This is a genomic window from Mesorhizobium amorphae, assembly GCF_014843845.1.
GTDB lineage: Bacteria > Pseudomonadota > Alphaproteobacteria > Rhizobiales > Rhizobiaceae > Mesorhizobium > Mesorhizobium amorphae_A.
In genome coordinates this window covers 74474-97317 of record NZ_JHQS01000008.1, presented here as the reverse complement: position 1 = coordinate 97317, position 22844 = coordinate 74474, and the positions used below count along the sequence as shown (strand labels likewise).

The 22844-nt window shown below is 64.0% G+C and carries 20 protein-coding genes; 6 read left to right on the top strand and 14 right to left on the bottom strand.

Going from position 1 to position 22844, the window contains the following annotated elements:
- Window positions 1-23: 23 nt before the first annotated feature.
- The 6 genes from DH08_RS04540 to DH08_RS04515 all read right to left on the bottom strand — a co-directional run bounded on the left by DH08_RS04540 (window position 24) and on the right by DH08_RS04515 (window position 6042).
- The gene (locus DH08_RS04540; protein WP_192178102.1) at window positions 24-839 is read right to left on the bottom strand and encodes an ABC transporter permease; all 816 of its coding nucleotides are present in this window, start codon (window positions 837-839) and stop codon (window positions 24-26) included.
- Window positions 829-1797 (bottom strand): ABC transporter permease, encoded by a 969-nt coding sequence (locus DH08_RS04535; RefSeq protein WP_192178101.1) that lies wholly within the window; start codon window positions 1795-1797, stop codon window positions 829-831. Before DH08_RS04535 ends, DH08_RS04540 begins: the two co-directional genes overlap by 11 nt.
- Window positions 1794-2792, bottom strand: a complete 999-nt coding sequence (locus DH08_RS04530) for an ABC transporter ATP-binding protein (RefSeq protein WP_192178100.1) — start codon at window positions 2790-2792, stop codon at window positions 1794-1796. Before DH08_RS04530 ends, DH08_RS04535 begins: the two co-directional genes overlap by 4 nt.
- Before the next feature lie 217 nt (window positions 2793-3009).
- On the bottom strand, window positions 3010-4164 hold the full coding sequence (locus DH08_RS04525) for an ABC transporter substrate-binding protein (RefSeq protein ID WP_192178099.1): 1155 nt from the start codon (window positions 4162-4164) through the stop codon (window positions 3010-3012).
- A gap of 142 nt (window positions 4165-4306) precedes the next feature.
- A complete protein-coding gene (locus tag DH08_RS04520) occupies window positions 4307-5218 on the bottom strand; it encodes a LysR family transcriptional regulator (RefSeq protein WP_192178213.1) in 912 nt (303 codons plus the stop codon).
- A 47-nt stretch (window positions 5219-5265) separates the two neighbouring features.
- On the bottom strand, window positions 5266-6042 hold the full coding sequence (locus DH08_RS04515) for a DeoR/GlpR family DNA-binding transcription regulator (protein WP_192178098.1): 777 nt from the start codon (window positions 6040-6042) through the stop codon (window positions 5266-5268).
- Here DH08_RS04515 and DH08_RS04510 point away from each other — a divergent pair.
- From DH08_RS04510 to DH08_RS04500, 3 genes are read left to right on the top strand one after another with little or no spacing between them, the layout of a single operon-like run.
- Window positions 6041-6463 carry a hypothetical protein gene (locus DH08_RS04510; RefSeq protein WP_192178097.1) on the top strand — a complete coding sequence of 141 codons (423 nt, stop codon included), beginning with the start codon at window positions 6041-6043 and terminating at the stop codon, window positions 6461-6463. The two genes, DH08_RS04515 and DH08_RS04510, sit on opposite strands and share 2 nt — an antisense overlap.
- Window positions 6460-7344: a phosphotransferase gene (locus DH08_RS04505; RefSeq protein WP_192178096.1), complete on the top strand. Its 885-nt coding sequence runs from the start codon at window positions 6460-6462 to the stop codon at window positions 7342-7344. Before DH08_RS04510 ends, DH08_RS04505 begins: the two co-directional genes overlap by 4 nt.
- Window positions 7341-9794 carry a GcvT family protein gene (locus tag DH08_RS04500; protein WP_192178095.1) on the top strand — a complete coding sequence of 818 codons (2454 nt, stop codon included), beginning with the start codon at window positions 7341-7343 and terminating at the stop codon, window positions 9792-9794. Before DH08_RS04505 ends, DH08_RS04500 begins: the two co-directional genes overlap by 4 nt.
- A 17-nt stretch (window positions 9795-9811) precedes the next feature.
- Here the strand turns inward: DH08_RS04500 and DH08_RS04495 are convergent, their stop codons facing one another.
- The gene (locus DH08_RS04495; protein ID WP_192178094.1) at window positions 9812-10444 is read right to left on the bottom strand and encodes a class I SAM-dependent DNA methyltransferase; all 633 of its coding nucleotides are present in this window, start codon (window positions 10442-10444) and stop codon (window positions 9812-9814) included.
- Window positions 10445-10546: 102 nt separating this feature from the next.
- Between DH08_RS04495 and DH08_RS04490 the strand changes: the two genes are divergently transcribed.
- The gene (locus tag DH08_RS04490; protein WP_192178093.1) at window positions 10547-11449 is read left to right on the top strand and encodes a phosphotransferase family protein; all 903 of its coding nucleotides are present in this window, start codon (window positions 10547-10549) and stop codon (window positions 11447-11449) included.
- Between the two features lie 12 nt (window positions 11450-11461).
- On the opposite strand, the gene DH08_RS04485 is transcribed toward DH08_RS04490, so the two are convergent.
- The 3 genes from DH08_RS04485 to DH08_RS04475 all read right to left on the bottom strand — a co-directional run bounded on the left by DH08_RS04485 (window position 11462) and on the right by DH08_RS04475 (window position 14176).
- A complete protein-coding gene (locus tag DH08_RS04485; RefSeq protein WP_192178092.1) occupies window positions 11462-12385 on the bottom strand; it encodes a DMT family transporter in 924 nt (307 codons plus the stop codon).
- A 128-nt stretch (window positions 12386-12513) separates the two neighbouring features.
- Window positions 12514-12768, bottom strand: a complete 255-nt coding sequence (locus DH08_RS04480) for a hypothetical protein (RefSeq protein WP_192178091.1) — start codon at window positions 12766-12768, stop codon at window positions 12514-12516.
- Between the two features lie 115 nt (window positions 12769-12883).
- Window positions 12884-14176 (bottom strand): amidohydrolase family protein, encoded by a 1293-nt coding sequence (locus DH08_RS04475; protein WP_192178090.1) that lies wholly within the window; start codon window positions 14174-14176, stop codon window positions 12884-12886.
- A 176-nt stretch (window positions 14177-14352) separates the two neighbouring features.
- Here DH08_RS04475 and DH08_RS04470 point away from each other — a divergent pair, with 176 nt between their 5' ends.
- A complete protein-coding gene (locus DH08_RS04470) occupies window positions 14353-16107 on the top strand; it encodes an ABC transporter ATP-binding protein (RefSeq protein ID WP_192178089.1) in 1755 nt (584 codons plus the stop codon).
- A gap of 42 nt (window positions 16108-16149) precedes the next feature.
- Here the strand turns inward: DH08_RS04470 and ilvD are convergent, their stop codons facing one another.
- A complete protein-coding gene (gene ilvD, locus DH08_RS04465; protein WP_192178088.1) occupies window positions 16150-17994 on the bottom strand; it encodes a dihydroxy-acid dehydratase in 1845 nt (614 codons plus the stop codon).
- Window positions 17995-18257: 263 nt separating this feature from the next.
- Between ilvD and DH08_RS04460 the strand changes: the two genes are divergently transcribed.
- Window positions 18258-18728, top strand: a complete 471-nt coding sequence (locus DH08_RS04460) for a VOC family protein (protein ID WP_192178087.1) — start codon at window positions 18258-18260, stop codon at window positions 18726-18728.
- Between the two features lie 73 nt (window positions 18729-18801).
- On the opposite strand, the gene DH08_RS04455 is transcribed toward DH08_RS04460, so the two are convergent.
- Genes DH08_RS04455 through fdhF form a run of 3 tightly spaced genes read right to left on the bottom strand, consistent with a single transcriptional unit; the run spans window position 18802 to window position 22842 of the window.
- Window positions 18802-19110: a formate dehydrogenase subunit delta gene (locus DH08_RS04455; protein ID WP_192178086.1), complete on the bottom strand. Its 309-nt coding sequence runs from the start codon at window positions 19108-19110 to the stop codon at window positions 18802-18804.
- The gene (gene fdhD / locus DH08_RS04450) at window positions 19100-19930 is read right to left on the bottom strand and encodes a formate dehydrogenase accessory sulfurtransferase FdhD (protein WP_192178085.1); all 831 of its coding nucleotides are present in this window, start codon (window positions 19928-19930) and stop codon (window positions 19100-19102) included. The genes DH08_RS04455 and fdhD overlap by 11 nt, the downstream gene beginning before the upstream one ends.
- Before the next feature lie 2 nt (window positions 19931-19932).
- Window positions 19933-22842: a formate dehydrogenase subunit alpha gene (gene fdhF / locus DH08_RS04445; protein WP_192178084.1), complete on the bottom strand. Its 2910-nt coding sequence runs from the start codon at window positions 22840-22842 to the stop codon at window positions 19933-19935.
- Window positions 22843-22844: the final 2 nt, after the last annotated feature.

Genomic DNA, 22844 nt, shown 5'->3' with positions numbered 1-22844 from the left:
AAATCTCTCCCTTATTCTTTGGGTTATTTGCCCGAACCGGCGATCTGGTCGCCGTCGCGGGTCAGGTAATAGGCAAGAAGTATGGGCAGCAGCGTCACCAGCACCACGACCATGGCCACGACATTGGTGACGGGGCGCTGGCGGGGACGGATCAGTTCCTCCAGCATCCAGATCGGCACGGTCTGCTGCTGGCCGGCGGTGAAGGTGGTGACGATGACTTCGTCAAAAGAAAGGGCGAAGGCCAGCATGCCGCCGGCTAGCAGAGCCGTGGCGATGTTGGGCAACACGACATGCCGGAAGGTCTGGAAGCCATCGGCGCCGAGATCCATCGAGGCTTCGATCATCGAGCCTGAGGTACGACGGAAACGGGCGACGGCATTGTTGTAGACGACGACCACGCAGAAGGTGGCGTGGCCGAGCACGATCGTCCAGAACGAGAACGGGATGTCGGCCAGCGAAAAAGCCGAACGCAGCGCGATGCCGGTGATGATGCCGGGTAGCGCGATCGGCAGGATGACCAGCAGCGAAATGGTTTCACGGCCGAAGAAGCGCGTCTGCGAGACAGCGGCGGCGCATAGCGTGCCCAGCACCAGCGCGATGGCCGTGGAGATGGCCGCGACGCGGACCGACAGCGAAAGCGCTTCCCACACATCCGGACGATTCCAGGTGACGGCGAACCATTGCGTGGTCAGCCCCGGCGGCGGCCAGACGAAGCTTTTCTCTTCGGTCGTGAACGCATAGACGAAGATCAGTAGGATCGGCAGATGCAGGAAGAGCAGGCCGCAGGCAGCGGCGATCTTCAGTCCGAGAGGGGCCGACGGGCCGCGGTCAGAGCGCATCGAAGGCTCCCATGCGCTTGGCGCCCCACAGATAGAAGCCCATGATGACGATCGGCACCACGGTGAAAGCGGCGGCGAGCGGGATGTTGCCGGCAGTGCCTTGCTGCGAATAGACGGCCTGGCCGATGAACAGCCGTGACGTGCCGATGATCTGCGGGATGATATAGTCGCCCAATGTCAGTGAGAAGGTGAAGATCGAGCCGGCAACGATGCCGGGCAGCGCCAGCGGAAACAGCACGTTGCGGAAGGTCTGGCCGGGCGAGGCGCCGAGATCGGACGAGGCCTCGACCAGATTGCCGGGCACGCGCTCGAGGGCGGCCTGAACGGGCAGGATCATGAATGGCAGCCAAACATAGACGAAAACGATGAAGGTGCCGGTGAAGGACACCGACAGCGAATTGCCGCCGACAATCGGCAGCGACAGCCAGCCATCGAGCAGCCACAGGAGGTGCAGCTTGGCGAGCAGCCAGGTGAGGATGCCTTCCTTGGCGAGGATCAGCTTCCAGGCATAGATCTTGACCAGATAGCTCGACCACAGCGGCAGCATGACGCCGAGATAGAACAGGGCCTTCCAGCGGCCGCGCGCATAGCGCGCCGCATAGTAGGCGATGGGGAAGGCGATGATCGCCGAAGCCAGCGTGACCAGCGCCGCCATCGTCACCGTGCGCAGGATGATGTCGAGATTGGCGGCCTGGAACAGGTCGCCATAGGTCTTCAGCGTGAACTCGCGGTTGATCAGGCCGGAGAACTCGTCGATCGAGAAGAAGCTCTGCAGCAAGAGCGCAAACAGCGAGCCGATATAGACGATGCCAAGCCACAGCACCGGCGGCAGCAGCATGAGCAAAAGCAGGAGTTGCGGCCGGCGCCAGAAAAGGTCGGACAGCGTGCCGCGCAGGCCGCCGCTTCCCGGCAGGATGGCGGGGGCGGTGGTGCGCGGCATGGCAGCGTCAAGGGTCATGTCGGCTCGTCCATCAGATGCAGATGTTCGCGATTGAAGGTGAGCACGACCGCTTCACCTTCCTCCGGCATCGCAGTGCCTGCCGGCACGATGGCGTGCAGCCTCAGCCCGTCGGCATCGAGCGCCAGCCTTGTCGTAGCGCCGAGATAATTGGTCGAGACGAGACGGGCGGCAACGCCGTCGCCCTTGGCCCCGCGGCCGACGCGGATGGATTCGGGGCGCAGGCTGCCCCAGCGGTGCTGGCCGGAATAGCGCTGGACGAAATCCGGCGGCAGCACGTTGGAGGAGCCGACGAAATCGGCGACGAAGCGCGTCTTCGGCCGCTGGTAGATATCCTCCGGCGTGCCGATCTGCATGATCTTGCCGTCGTTGAAGACGGCGACGCGATCGGCCATGGACAGCGCCTCGCCCTGGTCGTGGGTGACGAAGACGAAGGTGATGCCAAGCGCCTTCTGCAGCGATTTCAGCTCGTCCTGCATGTTCTCGCGCAGCTTGAGATCAAGCGCGCCGAGCGGCTCGTCGAGCAGCAGCACCTTGGGCTGGTTGACCAGGGCACGCGCCAGCGCGACGCGCTGGCGCTGGCCGCCGGAAAGCTGACCCGGCCGACGCGCACCATAGCCCGGCAGCCGCACCAGCGACAGCGCCTCTTCGGCCGCCTTTTGCCGTGCCAGCTTGCCGATGCCCTTGACCATCAGCCCGTAGGCGACATTGTCGAGCACGTTGAGATGCGGGAACAGCGCATAGTCCTGGAAGACGGTGTTGACGTTGCGGCGATAGGGCGGGACGCCCTCTGCACGCTCGCCGAAAATCGAGATCGAGCCCGCGGTCGGCTGCTCGAAACCGGCAATCAGTCGCAGGCAGGTGGTCTTGCCGGACCCGGACGGGCCGAGCATGGCGAAGAATTCGCCCGGCGCGATGTCGAGATCGACCGCATCGACGGCGCGCACGCTGCCGAAATGGCGGGAGACTTTTTGGAAGGAGACGGCGGAGGTCATGGGCTGTCAGTCTGTTGCCGGTTGATTTGTCGATATCGCCAGCGCCGCCACGGATTGCGGGCGGGGCCAGCGAACTGCGCGCCCCTTATGGGGAGGTCGCGCGAAGTCGCGGGTGGGGGTGATCTGGCAAGACTTGCCGAGAATCCCCCCACCTCGCTGACCCCACCCCAACGTTACGCGTTGGCCCTCCCCACAAAGGGTAGGGCAATGGGCGAAATCACCGGCCGCCGATGACGCCGATATAGTCCGACACCCAGCGGTAATAAGGCACGCACTGGTTGTTTTCGCTGGCGCATTTCGACACCGGCGTCTTCCAGAACTTGATCTTGTCGAAATTGTCGTAGCCGTTGGTCTTGCAGCCTTCTTCGCCAAGCAGTTCATTGCCCTTGCAGGCGGCGGGCACCACGGGCAGCGAGCCGAACCAGGCCGAGACATCGCCCTGCACTTTCGGCGACAGCGAATGCTCGAGCCACATATAGGCGCAGTTCGGATGGGCCGCGTCGGCCTCCATCATGGTGGTGTCGGCCCAGCCGGTGACGCCTTCCTCGGGGATGGTCGAAGAGACCGGCTTCTTGGCGGCGACCAGCGTGTTGACCTGGTAGGGCCACGAGCCCGAGGCCACGACGCCCTCGTTCTGGAAATCGTCGACCTGGATGGCGGCGTCGTGCCAGTAGCGGCCAACCAGCGTGCGCTGGACGCGCAGCAGGTCGAGTGCGGCCTTGTACTGGTCCTCGGTCAGCTCGTAGGGATCCTTGATGCCGAGTTCCGGCTTGTGGAACATCAAATAGTTGGCTGCGTCGGCGATGTGGATCGGTCCGTCATAGGCCTGGACGCGGCCCTTGTTCGGCTTGCCGTCGGGCAGGTCCATCGCCTCGAAGACGACGTTCCAGCTCTTGGGCGCTTCCTTGAAGACTTCGGTGTTGTACATCAGCACGTTCGGACCCCACTGGTAGGGAACGCCGTAATGCACCTTGTCGACCGTGAACCAGGGCGCATCCTTCAGCCGGTCGTCGACCGTCTTCCAACTCGGGACGAGATCGGTGTTGATGGGCTGCACGCGCTTGCCGGCGACGAGCCGCAGCGAGGCATCCCCCGAGGCCGTGACCAGATCGAAGCCACCCTCATTCATCAGCGACACCATTTCGTCCGACGTGTTGGCTGTCTTGACGTTGACCTTGCAGCCGGTGTCCTTCTCGAAGGACGTCACCCAGTCATAGCCCTTGTCGGTTTCGCCGCGCTCGATATAGCCCGGCCAGGCGACGATATTGACCTCGCCCTCGCCCTTGCCGAGCTCCTTGACCTGGGCGATGGCCTGGCCGGAGAAGGTCAGCGCAACCGTCAATGCAGTGCATGACTTCAGGAATGAATTCATCGTCGATCTCCCATTTTAGGGGCCGCACTCTCGCGGCGGCTTTGGTCCCTGAAATGAAAGGTGCGGCGAAATTTCCGGTTTCGCAAATTCATTTATCAGAAAGTCGATATCGGTTTTACCGATAGGTCGAGGCCGGGCCTTGTCAGGGCCGCTGGCGGACCGTGCGCTGCGACTGGGCAAGGCCGATGAAGTCGCGCGCCGCCTGCGGCAGGCTGGAACCGCGGCGCCAGACCATGCCGACCTGGACCACGGGCAGAGTGCCGGAAATGTCGCGCGATTCGATACGGTCGCCTTCCAGCGACCACGGCCGGTAGACGAGGTCAGGCAGCAGCGCCACGCCGGCACCTGTGGCAACCAGGCTGCGTACCGCTTCGACCGAGCGGGTGCGGAAGGCAACATGAGGCTTGGCGCCAATCGCCACCAAAAGCTTGCCGGTGTTCTCCTCGATCTCGTCGACGGTGAGCATGATCAGCGGTTCGCCGGCGATGTCGCCGATGCCGATGATGTCGGCGCTGGCCAGCTTGTGGCTGAGCGGCACCCACAAGCGGTAGGCCGAGACCTCGAGGATTTCCGACTGCAGTGCGGTGCGGTCGCGCAGGTTCGAGGTAACCATGACGGCGATGTCGAGCTTGCCGCCGATCAGCAGGTGTTCAAGGTAATCGCCATTGTCCTCGATGGCCGAGACCTCGACGCCCGGATAGGCGCGACGGTAGCGGGCGAGAAGGTCGGAGAGCACATAGCCGGCGACCAGCGAGGTGACGCCGAGCTGCAGGCGGCCGCCGGCCACCATTTGGTCGCCGAAGAAGGCGCGCCGCGCATCGGACACATCGGCCAGGATCTTGGTCGCGTGGCGCAGGAACTGGTGGCCCTTGTGGGTGATGTTGAGGCCGCGCGGATGGCGCTCGAACAGCTCGACGCCGAGATCACTCTCAAGCTCCTTGATCGCCTCGGTGACCGAGGATTGCGAGATCGACAGGTTCTGGGCGGCGCCCGACACCGTGCCTTGCTCGGCGACGGCGACGAAGAACTGCAGTTGGCGGATGGTGAAGGCCATGGCCGGACTAAGCACGACGAAGGCCGCGCTGGGAAGTGGCCGGGGTATCAGAACCCGGCTTCGGCGCTCGCAATGCTCAGCCGCGCGCCGGACTCGGCAAGGGCGGCGGCTATGTCGTGCGGCGGTGGGTGGTCGGTGGCGAGTTCGGAAAAGCCGTCGAAGCCGCAGACCTGGACCAGCCCCTGGCGGCCGAACTTAGAGTGGTCCGTGATGACGAGGGAACGCTGGCCGCGCGACAGCACCATGCGGGCGAACTCGGCTTCATCCAGGTCATAGTCCATGACGCCCGCCACGGCGTCGACGGCGCCGATGGAGATCACCGCGTGGCTGACGGAGAAGCGGCTGACGAATTCGATGGCCGAGGCGCCGAAGGCCGCGCCGGAATCGCTGCGCAGTTCGCCGCCGGCCATATAGACCTTGTTGCCATTGATGGTGGCCAAAGTGCGGGCGATGTCGGACGAATTGGTGACCACCGTCAGCCGCCGGTGACCGAGCAGCTCGCGGGCGAGGAACGACGTCGTCGTGCCGGTGTCGAGCATGATCGATTCGCCGTCGCGGATGGTGGCGGCGACCATGCGGGCGATGAGGCGCTTGGCGTCGGCGTTGTCACGCATGCGCCGCTCGAACGGCGCCTCGCCGACCAGTGACGGCAGGCCGATGGCGCCATGCATCTTGAGGACGGAACCGTCGCCGGTGAGCGGCTTGACGTCGCGCCGCACGGTTTCCAGAGACACCCCCAAACGGTCGGCCAGGCTGGCGATGCTGACGGTGCCCTCCTCCTGCAGGAGGCGCAGGATCTCGCCATGCCGTTTCGAGTGGACCATGCGGCTTTCCCGGGGACTTGCGCTGCTGACCGATTCTAAGGCAATTCAAACGTTTTTAAAGGAATTGCTTATGTTTTCGGGCAAAACACCCAAAAAAAGTCACAGCTTTTCATTGACAGCCGGTCAGCACTGGCGTGAGATCAATTGCGTGACAGGCTCAGAACTGCCACTGGAGGTTGATGCCGAGCCGCACGCAAACGCACCGGCCAGACCGTCTGGAACGGGCCTGCGCAAGGAATTTTCAGATCCGCGGGGGCGGATGCCGGGGGCTCAAATACCTGGCCAAAAGGGGCTCGTCGGTGCGGTGCGGGATAATGACCCGGCGTCCCGCACCGACGAGGTTTTTGTGTTTCTCCCCGCCAGCGTTGCGCTATGTGCGGCGCTTTGTCGAAGGTCAGCCGAACCAGGGATGATCCCGTGATTGCCGAAGACCGCATCCGCGCCCTGCCTTGCTGGACCGGCAGCATCGAGATTGCGCCGCTGCCGGGCGGCCTCAGCAACGCCAACTATGTGGTCAAGGACGCGGCCGGGCGGCATGTCGTTCGCTTCGGCCAGGACTATCCTTTCCACCACGTCTTTCGCGAGCGCGAAGTTATGACATCACGGGCGGCCCATGCCGCCGGCTTCGCACCTGCAGTCCGCTATGCAGAGCCGGGCATCATGGTGACGGAATATCTGGGCGCCAGGACCTATACGGCCGAAGACGTGCGCGCCAACATCGGCCGCGTCGCGGCCCTGATGCGCGGTTTCCACCGCGAGATGCCCAACCACATCTCCGGCGCCGGCTTCATGTTCTGGGTGTTCCACGTCATCCGCGACTATGCGCGCACGCTGGAGGAAGGCGGCAGCCGCAAGCGGGGCGACCTGCCCTATCTCCTGACGCTGGCGGACGAGCTCGAGCGGGCACAGAAGCTGCTGCCGATCGTCTTCGGTCACAACGATCTTTTGCCGGCCAACATTCTCGACGACGGCAGCAGGCTGTGGCTGATCGACTTCGAATATGCCGGCTTCAACACCGCTATGTTCGACCTTGCTGGGGCTGCCTCGAATGCCGGCCTGAGCGACCAGGAATCCTTCGCCCTGCTCACGGCTTACTTCATGAAGGAGCCGGACGAAGCGATCCGCCGCTCGCATGCGGCCATGCAATGCGCCTCGCTGCTGCGCGAGGCGATGTGGAGCATGGTCTCCGAACTCTACCTCGACGCGCCGGGCATCGACTACATCGCCTATACCGAGGAAAACCTGACGCGGCTGGAAGCGGCGCTGGAAAACTACCGGACAAAATACGGGATACTGACATGACCTTGCCCAGCCATGCCGGGATCGTCGTCATCGGCGGCGGCATCATCGGCTGTTCGACGGCCTATCATCTGGCGCGCGACCACAAGGCCGATGTCGTGCTGCTGGAACAGGGCAAGCTGACCTCGGGCTCGACCTGGCATGCGGCAGGCCTTGTAGGGCAGTTGCGCTCGTCGGCTTCGATCACCCGCGTGCTCAAATACTCAGTCGAGCTCTACAAGGGGCTGGAGGCCGAAACCGGTCTCGCCACCGGCTGGAAGATGACCGGATGCCTCAGGCTGGCCACCAATGCCGACCGCTGGACCGAATACAAAAGGCTGGCGACGACGGCCAAAAGCTTCGGCATGGACATGCAGTTGCTGTCGCCGGCCGAGGTCAAGGCAATGTGGCCGCTGCTCGAGACCGGTGATCTCGCCGGCGCTAACTGGCTGCCGACCGACGGACAGGCAAGCCCGTCCGACATTACGCAGTCGCTGGCCAAGGGCGCACGCATGCATGGCGCGAAACTGTTCGAGGATGTCCGCGTCACCGGCTTCGAGATGAAGGACGGACGCATCACCGCGGTGAAGACCAGCAAAGGCGATATTGCCTGCGACAAGGTGGTGAACTGCGCCGGGCAATGGGCAAGGCAGGTGGGTGCCATGGCCGGCATCAACGTGCCGCTGCAGCCGGTGAAGCACCAGTACATCATCACCGAGAAGATCGAGGGCCTGGCGACCGACGCGCCGACCATCCGCGACCCCGACCGCCGTACCTACTTCAAGGAAGAGGTCGGCGGGCTGGTGATGGGCGGCTATGAGCCGAACCCGCAGGCCTGGATGACTGATCTCCCCGGGGGCGACGTTCCGAACGACTGGGAATTCCGTCTGTTCGACGACGACTACGATCATTTCGAGCAGCATATGAGCCAGGCGATTGCGCGCGTTCCGGCGCTGGAGACCGTCGGCGTCAAGCAGATGATCAACGGTCCGGAAAGCTTTACCCCGGACGGCAATTTCATCCTCGGCACGGCGCCTGAATGCGCCAACATGTTCGTCGGCGCCGGCTTCAACGCCTTCGGCATCGCCTCCGGCGGCGGCGCTGGCTGGGTGCTGGCGCAATGGGTGGTCGATGGCGAAGCGCCGCTCGATCTATGGGTGGTCGACATCAGGCGGTTTTCCGGCCTGCACCGCGACCGGCAATGGGTCTGCGACCGCACGCTGGAAGCCTATGGCAAGCACTACACGATTGGTTTCCCGCATGAGGAGTACCTGTCGGGACGGCCGCGCATTGTTTCGCCGCTCTATGAGCGGCTGAAGATGCATCGCGCTGTGTTCGGCTCGAAACTCGGCTGGGAACGGCCGAACTGGTTCGCGTCCGAGGGCAGCAAACCGGAAGACATCTATTCGATGGGCCGGCCGAACTGGTTCTCGGCGGTTGGCGAGGAGCACAGGCATGTGCGCGAGAAGGTCGGCATTTTCGACCAGTCGTCCTTCGCCAAATACGAGATGACCGGCGCGGATGCGCAGAAGGCGCTGGACTGGATCTGCGCCAACGATGTCGCCAAGCCGGTCGGCCGGCTGACCTACACGCAGCTTCTCAACACGCGCGGCGGCATCGAGGCCGATCTGACCGTGGCGCGGCTTGGCGAAGAAGAGTTCTACATCGTCACCGGCACAGGTTTCCGCACGCATGATTTCGCGTGGATTGACGACCATGTCGGCAAGGATCTCGACGTCACCTTCAGCGACGTCACCGAGGATTTCGGCACGCTGTCGCTGATGGGACCGCGTTCCCGCGACGTGCTTTCAGCAGTGACCGACGCGGATGTGTCGAACGCCGCCTTCCCATTCGGCCATGCGCGCGAGTTCGCCATTGCCGGCCATACAATTCGTGCGCTACGCGTCACCTATGTCGGCGAACTCGGCTGGGAATTGCATGTGCCGATCACGGCAACCGGCGAGATCTTCGACGCGCTGATGGTGGCGGGCAAGACATACGACATCCGCCCGGTCGGCTACCGGGCGCTGGAATCGCTCAGGCTGGAAAAGGGTTATCGCGCCTGGGGCTCGGACATCACGCCCAACGACACGCCTCGGGAGGCCGGCCTTGGCTGGGCGGTGAAGCTGAGGAAGAACACCGATTTCGTCGGCCGGCGGGCACTTGAGAAGGTCAATGGCGACGCGCCGAAGAAACGCTTTGCCGGCTTCACGGTCGACGATCCGGAGATCGTGCTGGTCGGTCGCGAGACGATCCTGCGCAACGGCGCGCCGGTCGGTTATCTCACCAGCGGCGGTTATGGCTATACGGTGGCCAAGAATGTCGGCTTCGGCTATGTGCGCAATGCCGAGGGCATAAGCGACGACTTCCTCGCCTCCGGCGACTACGAGCTGGTGGTGGCGATGGAACGTACGCGGGCAAAGATCCATCTCGAGCCGCTGTATGATCCGGCGGGAGAAAGGATCAGGGCTTAGGCCTTCTCCAGTCTCGATCAGATGACGCGCAGGACAAGACCTCGGCTGGGCACGGTATCGGCCTCGCCCGGCATGGAGACATAGGGCGCCGTCTCCTCGTCGCGCGTGACGACGCCTTGCGCCTCCAATTCGGCGATGCGCGCGGCAAAGCCCGCCTCCCACAGCGTGTTCTTGACCGTCAGCACGATCGCGCCGCCCGGCCGGCAGATGCGGATCAGCTCGTCCAGTCCTTCGGCGCCGACATGGCCCGAAGTGAAGACACCGGCCGAGACGATTCCGGCATAGGCATTGTCCGCGAAAGGCAGCGGCCCGCCGAGCGCCAGGCAGTGAAGCGCCGAATAGATACCCTTGGCCGCCGCCTTGGCCAGCATGCCCTCGGAAATGTCGAGCGCCTCGACTTGCGGGTAGCCGGTGATGGCAAGCCATTCGCCGCTGAGCCCGGTGCCGGCGCCGGCATCGAGAAGCGGGGCTGCCCCGCGGGGCAGATGGCGGGCGAGCAGAGCGAGGCAGATCGTCGGATGGCGATAGCCGGCGGTCGACATGTCGGCATCGTAGGTGTCGGACCAGCTGTCGTAGAGCGCCGCCACCTCCTCGGGTCGCTTTGCCGCATAGGCCGCGCCGAGCGCAGTGTTCTGCTTGCTGTGTGCCATTGCCGCTCGCCCGACTCTTTGCCTGTCACGGGATGATAGCCAAACGGCGAAAACTGTGGAACCGTCGCCGCGATAATAAAGGCGTGAAGGGGGATCGAGGCGATGGCGGATGAGATAGCACGCGCGGCACTGGCCACCATTCCAGCGCTGGCCGGCTATGAGGGACCGCTGGAACGGCTCGGCGGCCTCACCAATCTTGTCTACAGGGCCGGTGATTTCTGCCTGCGCATCCCCGGCAGAGGCACCGAGGAGTATATCAACCGCGCCAATGAAGCCGTGGCGGCGCGCGAGGCGGCGAAGGCCGGCGTCAGTCCGCAGGTGCTGCATGTCGACGCCGGCACGGGCGTGATGGTGAGCCGGTTCATCGCCGGCGCCGAGACGATGTCGCCGGAAAAGTTCAAACTGCGTCCGGGCAGCCAGGCGCGCGCGGGTGAGGTCTTCCGCAAGCTGCACACTTCCGGTGCGGTGTTTCCTTTCCGCTTCGAGCTGTTTGCGATGATCGACGATTATCTGAAGGTGCTGTCGACCAAGGACGTGGCGTTGCCGCATGGCTACCACGATGTCGTGCGCGAGGCCGAAACCGTGCGTGCCGCACTTGCTGCCCATCCGCTGCCGCTTGCCGCCTGCCACTGCGATCCGCTGTGCGAGAACTTTCTCGACACCGGCGAGCGGATGTGGATCGTCGACTGGGAATATTCGGGGATGAACGATCCGCTCTGGGATCTCGGCGACCTCTCGGTCGAAGGCAAGTTCGATACCGCGCAGGATGAAGAACTGATGCGCGCCTATTTCGGTCGCCAGCCGAAACCGGTCGAGCGCGGCCGCGTCGTCATCTACAAGGCAATGTGCGATCTGTTGTGGACACTGTGGGGACTGCTGCAGCTTGCCAACAACAATCCGGTCGACGATTTCCGCGCCTATGCTGACGGCCGCTTCGCCCGCTGCAAGGCGCTGATGGAGACGCCGGAATTTTCACGGCATCTGGCGGCCGTGCGCCAGGGTTAAGCCCGGCTCGGTTCAGTTCACGCCCTTCGGCACGTTCTCCGGCGGTACCACGGTGTCGACCACCTTCTGGCGGTGGAAGATGAACAGACCGGCGAGCACGACGATGGCCGAGCCGATCAGGATACGCGGACCGGGCACGTCGCCGAAGAAGACCAGGCCGAAGACAACCGCCCACAGGAGCAGCGTGTAGTGCAGCGGCGCCAGCGTCGAGGCCGGCGCCAGCTTCAGCGCCCTGGTGATCATCAGGTGAGCAGCGCAGGAGACGATGCCGAGCAGCAGCATGGCGCCGAAGTCGAGCGCCGACGGCGTCTGCCACGCGCCGATGCTCAGCACGCCGCCAACGACCAGCGTGCCGATGGTCTGCCAGGTGACCAGAGTGGTGTCGCTGGTGCCGCGCAGCCGCCGGTTGAGGATGATGGCGAAGGCGAAGGAGATGCTGCCGACGAGCGCGAATATCGAGGACAGCGAAAACGCCGCCGAAGACGGCTTCAACATGATCAGGACGCCGCAGAAGCCGACCAGGATCGCCGCCCAACGGCGCCAACCGACCTTTTCGCCAAGCAGGAAGTGCGACAGCGCCGCGACATAGATCGGTCCTGCCATGTAGAAACTCATCACGTCGGCGAGCGGCAGATAGACGACGGCGGCGTAAAACAGCGCAGTGTCGAGCGTCGTCATCACCACGCGCAGGACCTGCAGTTCCAGACGCTCCATCTTGAACAGCTTGCCGGCGCCCTGGTTGGCGATCATCGGGCCGAGCACGAAAAAGGCGCCGACCGAACGGATCAGCACGACCTGGCCGACGGAGAAGCTGGCGACCAGCCACTTGCCCATCGCGTCGTTGAGCGCAAACAGGAAATCGCCGGCCAGCATCAGCAAGATGCCGGCCAAAAGCACGTTCCTGATCGTAAGATTGCGGGCAAGGGAGGTAGCCATGCCGGCTCCGTAGACGCAAGCGGCCGATTTGACGAGCGGAATTCGAGGGAGTCGATAAGACCAGCGGCGGAAATCGGCTGGTTCTATGCCTTCCGTGCGCTTTCGGCAGGCCGCGTCGGTACGATCCGCTATTTAGGCTGCGGCCGAATGATGATCGGGCGATAGAGGATCGGCCTGTCCCAGGGATCGAAAGCCGATGCGCTTCGGAGTTCCGCGCGCCGATCGAGGTCGATGCGCTGCAGGCATTCGGCGAAGGCGTCGTTCTTCTTGGTGAAGCCGTAGGACCGGCATTTCGCCTCATCTGCGGCGCGGCGGTCCTCCGCCGACATGCAGCCCGCACAAGCCGCCGCCAGCACAACCGCCATCACAGTCTTTTGCCACATGGTGATCCTCCTCGAACCAAAGTGGAGGCTTATTGTAGACTTAATTATGGCCAGACGAAGCGGAGAGCCTTGATGCAGAGAGGCTGGCCTTTTGGGCCTGAAAGGCTCGGCTCGCCTATGACAGGGAGCCGGCTGCCTTGTGCCGACGGCTCACCTGTGTCGGTCGGCCGGCGATCGACAGGCGGGTTTCCTGCTTCGTCCGCTTGGCAACCACTTTGCCCCTGGCGATGACGCAGAGACGTTCAGGGCGCAAACGAATGGCCTCGACCGGATTGCCGGCGTCGAGGACGACGAGACTGGCGCGCTTGCCGACGGCGAGGCCGAGATGATCGAGCCCCATGATGGCCGCGTTGACGTTGGTGACCATGTCGAAGCAGCGCGCCATGTCGGCGGGGCTCGACATCTGGGCGACGTGCAGGCCCATGAAGGCGACGTCGAGCATGTCGGCCGTGCCCAGCGAATACCAGGGATCGAGCACGCAATCCTGGCCCCAGCCGACGCGGATGCCCATGGCGAGCATTTCCTTGACGCGCGTCAGGCCGCGGCGCTTGGGAAAAGTGTCGTGGCGGCCTTGCAGCATGATGTTGATCAGCGGATTGGGGATGGCCGACACGCCGGCCTCGGCGATCAGCGGCAACAGCTTGGAGACGTAATAATTGTCCATCGAGTGCATGGAGGTAAGGTGTGAACCGGCCACCCTGCCTTGCAGGCCGAGCCGCTGCGTCTCATAGGCAAGCTGCTCGATATGGCGCGACAGCGGATCGTCGGTCTCGTCGCAATGCAGGTCGACCATCAGCCCACGCCTGGCGGCGATTTCGCAGAGTTCCGTCACCGAACGCGTGCCGTCGGCCATGGTGCGTTCGAAATGCGGAATGCCGCCGACGATATCGACGCCCATGTCGAGCGCGCGGACGGTGTTCTCAAGCGCCGTCGGCGAACGATAGAGCCCGTCCTGCGGGAAGGCGACCAGCTGCAGGTCGATATAGGGCGCGACCGTCTTCTTGACGTCGAGCAAGGCCTCCACCGCCAAAAGGCGATCGTCGCAGACATCGACATGGGTGCGGATGGCGAGAAGGCCCATCGATACGGCCCAGTCGCAATAGGCGAGCGCGCGCTCGCGCACCGCCTCGTGCGTCAGAAGCGGCTTCAGCTCGCTCCATAGCGATATGCCCTCCAGCAGGGTGCCGGACGCATTGATGCGCGGAATGCCGTAGGAGAGCGTGGCATCCATGTGGAAATGCGGATCGACGAAAGGCGGTGCGACCAGGTCGCCATGCGCATCGATGACTGTGCCCGCGTCAGCGTTCAGGTCGGGCTCGATCGCTGCGATCGTCTCAGCGGTGATGCCGATATCGGCAACCCTGCCGTCAGGCAGCGTGCCGCCGCGCACGATGAGGTCGAAATCCATCTGTGATCATCCCCTCGAAGAATCAACGTCCCATCGTGGCGCAAAAGTCACCCTGCCGCAGCCATTTCCTTTCGCGGCGGCGAAAGGTTCCATCCGGCAGCAACTCGCTTTATAAGCCGCCTCTCGCCCAGATGGCGAAACCGAAATTCGTATCAGCCAGGCATGGGATCAGCCGTTTGTTTCGCTTCTTCCGCTCGACGGAGAACCAGCGCCTTATCGCAAGGCTGGTCAAGGAATCCTTCCGAGAGCATAAGTTCGGCTATGGCGCCGCCATGCTGTCTATGCTGGTGGTGGCCGCTACGACCGGCGCCAGCGCCTGGATCCTGAGCCAGATCACCAACGAATTCGTGGTCTACAAGAGGATCGACCGCATCAACCTGATTGCGGCGGGGGTCGCCACGATCTTCATCCTCAAGGGCCTCGCCAATTTCATCCAGGCTTATTTCATGAGCCGGGTCGGCAACGCCATCATCGCCGACCGTCAACGCAAGATCTACGACCGTATCCTGGCGCAAGGCATCGAATTCTACCATTCGACCTCGTCGTCCGACCTGATCACCCGCATGACCAACAATGCGCAGGCCGCGCGCAGCGTCCTCGACCTCGTCGTCACATCCTATGTGCGCGACCTGGTGACGCTGGTTGTCCTGGTGGCGGTCATGGTCTGGCAGCAGCCGGCGCTGTCCCTGATCTGTTTCGTCGTCGGGCCCATTGCCATCTACGGCGTCAACCGCATCCTGAAGCGTGTGCGCAAGATTGCGGCCCAGGAATTCCGCTCGCTCGGCCAGATCGTGCATGTGATGCAGGAAACGGCAATCGGCGTGCGCGTCGTCAAATCCTTCGGTCTCGAAGGCGCGATGCGCAAGCGTATGTACAAGGCCGTGTCGGACGTGGAGAACCGCGCCAACAACATCGCGACGCTGGAGGCTGCCACCAGCCCGGTGATGGAGACGCTCGCCGGGCTGGCAATCGCCGGGGCCGTCTTCGTCAGCGGCTTCCTGGTCGTGCGGGGCGGCCAGATGCCGGGCAACATTATGGCCTTCATCGGGGCGCTGCTGCTCGCCTATGAGCCGGCAAAGCGCCTGGCGCGCGTGCGCATTTCGCTGGAAACCGGCATCGTCGGCGTGCGCATGATGTTCCAGCTGGCCGACCGGCCGCTGACGCTTGCCGAAAAGCCCGGCGCCAAACCGCTGCAGCCCGGTCCGGGCGAGATCCGCTTCGACGCGGTCAGCTTCGCCTATCCGGAAAGCCAACCTGTGTTCGAAGGATTCGACCTGACGCTTGCGGCCGGCAAGATGACGGCGCTGGTCGGGCCTTCGGGCAGCGGCAAGTCGACCATACTGAACCTGATCATGCGCATGTACGATCCGCAAAGCGGCGAGGTGCGGTTCGACGGCCAGGACATCTCCTACGCAACGCTGGCTTCGGTCAGGGAAAAGATCGCCTATGTCAGCCAGGACACGTTCCTGTTTGCCGGCACCATCATGCACAACATCCGGCTTGGGCGTCAGGACGCGACCAACGACGAGGTGATCGCTGCCGCCAAGGCGGCCAATGCGCACGACTTCATCAGCGCCCAGGCGAAAGGCTACGAGACGGATGTGGGCGAGAATGGCGCGCTGCTTTCGGGTGGCCAGCGCCAGCGCATCTCGATCGCCCGCGCCATGCTGCGCAATGCCGAGATCCTGCTGCTCGACGAAGCAACCAGCGCGCTCGACGCCGAATCCGAGGCCCTGTTCCGCGACGCGCTGCAGCAGCTGACGGTCGGGCGCACCACCATCGTCATTGCCCACCGCCTGTCGACCGTGCACCAGGCCGACACGATTGTCGTGCTGGAGAAAGGCAAGGTCGTGGAAAGCGGCCCGCACAAGATCTTGCTCAAGCAGGGCGGGCTCTATCAGAAGCTTTATGAATATCAGCTGATGCCGTGAGGCGCCTCCCTTCTCCCACAAGGGTAGAAGGTAAAGCGGTCCTTAGTCCGGCACGTGCCTGACCGCACCTTTGTCAGCGCTGGTGGCGAAGGCAGCATAGGCGCGCAGGGCCGTCGTAACCTTGCGCTTGCGCTTTTCCTCGGGCTTCCAGGCCGTCGCGCCCTTCGCCTCCATCGCCGCGCGCCGCGCAGTCAGTTCGGCCTCGCTAACCGCCAGGTGGATCTTGCGCTTGGGGATGTCGATCTCGATCGTGTCGCCTTCCCGGACCAGGCCGATCAGCCCGCCTTCCGCCCCTTCCGGCGAGACGTGGCCGATCGACAGGCCCGACGTGCCGCCGGAGAAGCGGCCGTCGGTGATCAGCGCGCAGGCCTTGCCAAGGCCTTTCGACTTCAGATAGCTGGTCGGGTAGAGCATTTCCTGCATGCCGGGGCCGCCGCGCGGTCCCTCATAGCGGATGACGACGACATCGCCGGCCTTGACCTCGTTGGACAGGATCGCCTTGACCGAGGCGTCCTGACTTTCGAACACCCGCGCCGGACCGGTGAATTTCAGGATCGATTCGTCGACGCCCGCGGTCTTCACGATGCAGCCGTCGAGCGCCAGATTGCCCTTCAGCACGGCAAGGCCGCCATCCTTTGAGAAGGGCGTGTCCGCCGAGCGGATGACGCCCTTCTCTCGGTCGAGATCGAGCTCGTCCCAGCGGCGGTCCTGGCTGAAGGCGACCTGCGTCGGCACGCCGCCGGGTGCCGCCAGGAAGAAATCGCGCACGTTCTGGCTCGAAGTGCGGGAAATGTCCCAATGCTCGAGCGCCTCGCCGAGGCTCGCGGTGTGCACCGTCGGCAGGTCACGGTTGATCAGCCCGGCCTGGTCGAGCTGGCCGAGGATGGCCATGATGCCGCCGGCACGGTGAACGTCTTCCATGTGCACGTCGGACTTCGCCGGCGCGACCTTGCACAGCACCGGAACACGCCGCGACAGCCGGTCGATGTCTTCCATAGTGAAGTCGACCTCGCCCTCATGCGCTGCCGCGAGGATGTGCAGCACGGTGTTGGTCGAACCGCCCATGGCGATGTCGAGCGTCATGGCGTTCTCGAAAGCGCCCTTTGAGGCGATGCTGCGTGGCAGCGCCGTCTCGTCGTCCTGCTCGTAATAGCGCTGGGCGAGATCGACGACGAGATGCCCGGCCTCGACGAACAGGCGCTTGCGGTCGGCGTGGGTGGCGAGCGTCGAGCCGTTGCCCGGCAGCGACAGGCCGAGCGCTTCGGTCAGGCAGTTCATCGAATTGGCGGTGAACATGCCGGAGCAGGAGCCGCAGGTCGGGCAGGCCGAGCGCTCGATGATCTTGACGTCCTCGTCCGAGATCTTGTCGTCGGCGGCGGCGACCATGGCGTCGACCAGGTCGAGCGCCTGCGTCTTGCCGGCCAGCACCACCTTGCCGGCTTCCATCGGCCCGCCGGAGACGAAGACGGTCGGGATGTTGAGGCGTAAGCTGGCCATCAGCATGCCGGGCGTGATCTTGTCGCAATTGGAGATGCAGACCATGGCGTCGGCGCAGTGGGCATTGACCATGTATTCGACCGAGTCGGCGATCAGCTCGCGCGACGGCAGCGAATAGAGCATGCCGTCATGGCCCATGGCGATGCCGTCGTCGACGGCGATGGTGTTGAACTCCTTGGCGACGCCGCCGGCCTTCTCGATCTCGCGCGCGACCAGCTGGCCGAGATCCTTGAGATGGACATGGCCCGGCACGAACTGGGTGAAGGAATTGACCACGGCGATGATCGGCTTGCCGAAATCCGAATCCTTCATGCCGGTCGCGCGCCACAGGCCGCGGGCGCCGGCCATGTTGCGGCCATGGGTGGTGGTGCGGGAACGATAGGCAGGCATGAACTTTCCTTAGCTGGCGGGCTGCGCTCCATGCGGCGCGTGGCGGCGCTGAATTCGGATCGCAGGCGTTATAGACGTCATAGTCTGGTCTGGCCACAATTTTGCGCTGCGCCAGATTTTCCCGAAAAACCGGACTTTCCGAAAAAATTGCATGCCATTGTCGGATCGCGTTCGGCACGGCCGTCCTTGGGCAGACGGCATGGCACCATTCTCGGAGTCAGCCGTTACCGCAATGGCAAACGAAGCAACCCGAGGAGCACGACATGCAAAAGATCACCACCTGCCTGTGGTTCGACGACCAGGCCGAAGAGGCGATGAATTTCTACGTCTCCATCTTCAAGAACTCGAAGGTGCTGAGCGTGATGCGCTGGCCAAAGGGTCATGCAGATGAAGGCAAGGTGCTGGTGACCTCGTTCGAGCTCGATGGCGTGCAGTTCCAGGCGCTCAACGGCGGACCGCAATTCAAGTTCAACGAGGCCATGTCGCAGTCGATCGACTGCAAGACGCAGGAAGAGGTCGATTATTTCTGGGACAGGCTCATCGACGGCGGCGGCGAACCGTCGCAATGCAGCTGGCTGAAGGACAGGTTCGGCGTCTCCTGGCAAGTCGTGCCGGAGCAACTGCCGCGCCTGCTTCTGGATCCGGACCGGGCCAAGGCCGGCCGGGTGATGTCAGCGATGATGCAGATGAGCAAGATCGACATCGCCAAGATCGAAGAGGCGGCGAAGGGGTGAGTGGAGGCGCACTTGCCTTCCCCCACAAGTGGGGGAAGGCGGATCGGCGCGCTGTTGCTGTTGTCAGGCTATTTCAGCGGGCTGCGTTCTCGGCCGGGGCAGGCCCGGTGTAGCCGATGTTCTTGTCGGCCTGTTCTGGTGCCTTGGGCCGCTTGATCCTGGCGGAGGCGGCCACCACCAACTCGTTGAAATTCTCGGTGCCGCCGTCCAGCATCTCGAACAGCTGCCGCCGCATGCGCGGTTCCCAGAACTTGTTGATGTGCTCGGCAACGCCGGCAATGCCTTCCTCGCGCGGCTTGGAATGGAAGAAATCGGCGATCTGGTTGGCCATGCGCACCAGCTTTTCCTTGGTGCTCATAATGTGTTCTTCGTCATGCGACATGCTTGGCAACTCCGGGAGCCACCCGGTCCGGGTGGGTGAAAACATCGAAATCGTCGCCGCGAACCAACGCCACCAGCGTCATCCCGGCGGCCTCGGCCGTGCGGATGGCAAGCGCCGTCGGCGCCGAGACGGCAATGATGAAGGCCGAGCTGATCGCCGCCGTCTTCTGCACCATCTCGACCGACACGCGCGACGTCACGACCACGGCGCCCGACGCACCATCGATGCCGGCCTTGACCAGCGCGCCAGCCAGCTTGTCCAGCGCGTTGTGGCGGCCGACATCTTCGCGCGCCATGACGATGCCCTTGCCGGGGATATAGAAGCCCGCGGCATGCACGGCGCCGGTCTCCGTGTGCAACGGCTGCACCTTCGACAAAAGCTTGACCGAACGGACGATATCGTCGGCATCAAGCGTAAGCTTTGACGCACCGACCGCGTCGACCGAGCGCATGGCCTCTTCGATAGACTCGATGCCGCACAGCCCGCAGCCGACCGGGCCGGCAAGCCGGCGCCGCCGCGCCTGGAAGCGTGTATTGGCCTTGTCCTTCAACCGGATCTGGATGTCGATGCCGGCGCCAAGATCCTCGACCTCGATCGCCTCGATCTCGTCAGGAGCGGCAACGATGCCCTCGGTCAGCGAGAAGCCGAGTGCGAAATCATCGAAATCGGCCGGACTCGCCATCATCACCGCATGCGTCGTGCCGGCGAAGGAGAACGCCACCGGCGTCTCCTCCGGCACCATGCGGTTCGCGACCGCCGTTCCGCCGGCGCGGTGCGCCAGCCGCGATATCTGCGTCGTTGCTTTGCGGCGCGCGGCCAAGGTTACTCCGCCGCTTCCAGCGGTGCGATGCGGCGGCTCTGGCGCGCCTGCTCGTTATAATCCCTCTGCCACTCGGTCGGGCCGTTGGACGGCGCCACCTGCACGGCGGTGACCTTGTATTCCGGACAGTTGGTCGCCCAGTCCGAGAAGTCGGTGGTGATCACGTTCGCCTGCGTGTCCGGATGGTGGAAGGTCGTATAGACCACACCTGGCGAGACGCGATCGGTGATCAGCGCGCGCAACGTCGTCTCGCCGGAACGGCTCGCCATCCGCACCCAGTCGCCTTCGCGAATGCCGCGGTTCTCGGCATCGTACGGATGGATCTCCAGCATGTCTTCGGCATGCCACATCACATTTTCGGTGCGCCTGGTCTGCGCGCCGACATTGTACTGTGACAGAATCCGCCCGGTGGTGAGCAGCAGCGGGAAGCGCGGCCCGGTCCTTTCGTCCGTCGCCACATACTCGGTGCGGATGAACTTGCCCTTGCCGCGCACGAAACCGTCGACATGCATGATCGGCGTGCCGAGCGGTGCCTTCTCGTTGCAGGGCCACTGCACGGATCCGACACGGTCGAGCAGTTCGAAGGAGACGTTGGCGAAGCTCGGCGTCGTCTTGGCGATCTCGTCCATGATCTCGGAGGGATGCCGGTAGTTCCAGTCCAGCCCGATCGCGCGGGCAAGCTCCTGCGTCGCCTCCCAATCGGCGTAGCGCGCCTTCGGCTCGATGACCTTGCGCACCATGTTGATGCGGCGCTCGGCATTGGTGAAGGTGCCGTCCTTCTCGAGGAAGGTCGAGCCCGGCAGGAAGACATGCGCGTAGTTCGCCGTCTCGTTGAGGAAGAGGTCGTGCACGACGACGCATTCCATCGCGGCTAGCCCTGCGGCGACGTGCTTGGTGTCGGGATCGGACTGCAGGATGTCCTCGCCCTGGATGTAGATGCCCTTGAAGGAGCCGTCGACGGCGGCATCGAGCATGTTGGGGATGCGCAGGCCCGGCTCGTCGTCGAGCTTCACGCCCCACAGGCTCTCATAGATGTCGCGCACGGCCTCGCCCGAGATATGGCGATAGCCGGGCAGTTCGTGCGGGAAGGAGCCCATGTCGCACGAGCCCTGCACGTTGTTCTGGCCGCGCAGCGGGTTCACGCCGACGCCGGGACGGCCGATATTGCCGGTGGCCATGGCGAGGTTGGCGATCGCCATCACCGTGGTCGAACCCTGGCTGTGTTCCGTCACGCCGAGGCCGTAATAGATCGCGCCATTGCCGCCGGTGGCGTAGAGACGCGCCGCGCCGCGGATCAGCTCGGGATCGACGCCGGACAATTTGCCGACGGTTTCGGGGCTGTTTTCCGGCAAGGCGACGAAAGACGCCCAATCCTGGAATTCCGCCCAGTCGCAGCGCTCGCGGATGAAGGCTTCATCGAAGAGACCTTCGGTGACGATGACATGCGCCAGCGCCGTCAGCACCGCCACATTGGTGCCGGGCTTCAGCGGCAGGTGATAGGCGGCTTCGATATGGGGCGACTTGACCATCTCGGTACGTCGCGGATCGAGCACGATCAGCTTGGCGCCCTGGCGCAGCCGCTTCTTCAGCCGCGAGGCGAACACCGGATGGGCCGATGCCGGATTGGCGCCGATGACGACGGCAACGTCGGTGAAATCGACGGAGTCGAAATCCTGCGTGCCGGCCGAGGTGCCGTAGGTCTGGCCGAGCCCGTAGCCGGTCGGCGAATGGCAGACGCGTGCGCAGGTGTCGACATTGTTGTTGCGGAAGCCCTGCCGCACCAGCTTCTGGACGAGGTAGGTTTCCTCGTTCGTGCAGCGCGAGGAGGTGATGCCGCCAATCGCGGTGCGTCCGTACTGGTACTGGATGCGGCGGAACTCCTTGGCCGTATGGGCAACAGCCTCTTCCCAGCTCACTTCGCGCCAGGGATCGGAGATCTTCTCGCGGATCATCGGCGCCAGGATGCGGTCCTTGTGCGTGGCGTAGCCATAGGCAAAACGGCCCTTCACGCAGGAATGGCCGTGGTTCGCCTTGCCCTCCTTGTAGGGCATCATGCGGATGACCTCGTCGCCCTTCACTTCGGCCTTGAACGAGCAGCCGACGCCGCAATAGGCGCAGGTGGTGACCGCCGAGCGCTCCGGCAGGCCCTTCTCAAGCACCGTTTTCTCGCGCAGCGCGTCGGTCGGGCAGGCCTGCACGCAGGCGCCGCAGGACACGCATTCGGAGGCGATGAAATCCTCGTGCATGCCGGCGACCATGCGCGATTCGAAACCGCGGCCCTCGATGGTCAGCGCGAAGGTGCCCTGCACCTCTTCGCAAGCCCGCACGCAACGCGAGCAGACGATGCATTGCGCCGGATCATAGGTGAAATAGGGGTTGGATTCATCGCGGGCAATGTAGTCGACCGCCAGCGAACCATGACCGGGCGCGACGCCGTTTTCCTTGACGTGGTTGCGACCCTCGACGCCGAAGCGATTCTCGGTCAGGCCGACCGACTTTGCCACAACGTCGAACTCGCTGGCGCCGGTTCCAGCCTTCTCGTTCCAGCCTGTCGGATGGTCGGAGACGTAAAGCTCCATGACGCCGCGGCGAATGGCATCGAGCCGCTCGGACTGCGTGTTGACCACCATGCCTTCGCCAACCGGCGTCGTGCAGGACGCCGGCGTGCCGCCGCGGCCCTCGATCTCGACGAGGCAGACGCGACACGAACCGAACGAGTCCAGCATGTCGGTGGCGCAGAGCTTCGGGATTTCGACCCCGCCCTCCATTGCGGCCCGCATGATCGACGTGCCCGCCGGCACAGTGATGCTGCGGCCATCGACGGTCAGCGTGACCTGCTGTTCCGCATTCGATTGCGGGGTTCCGAAATCGATCTCTTCGATGAGTATCGGGAAGTCGGCCTTGATGTTCATCT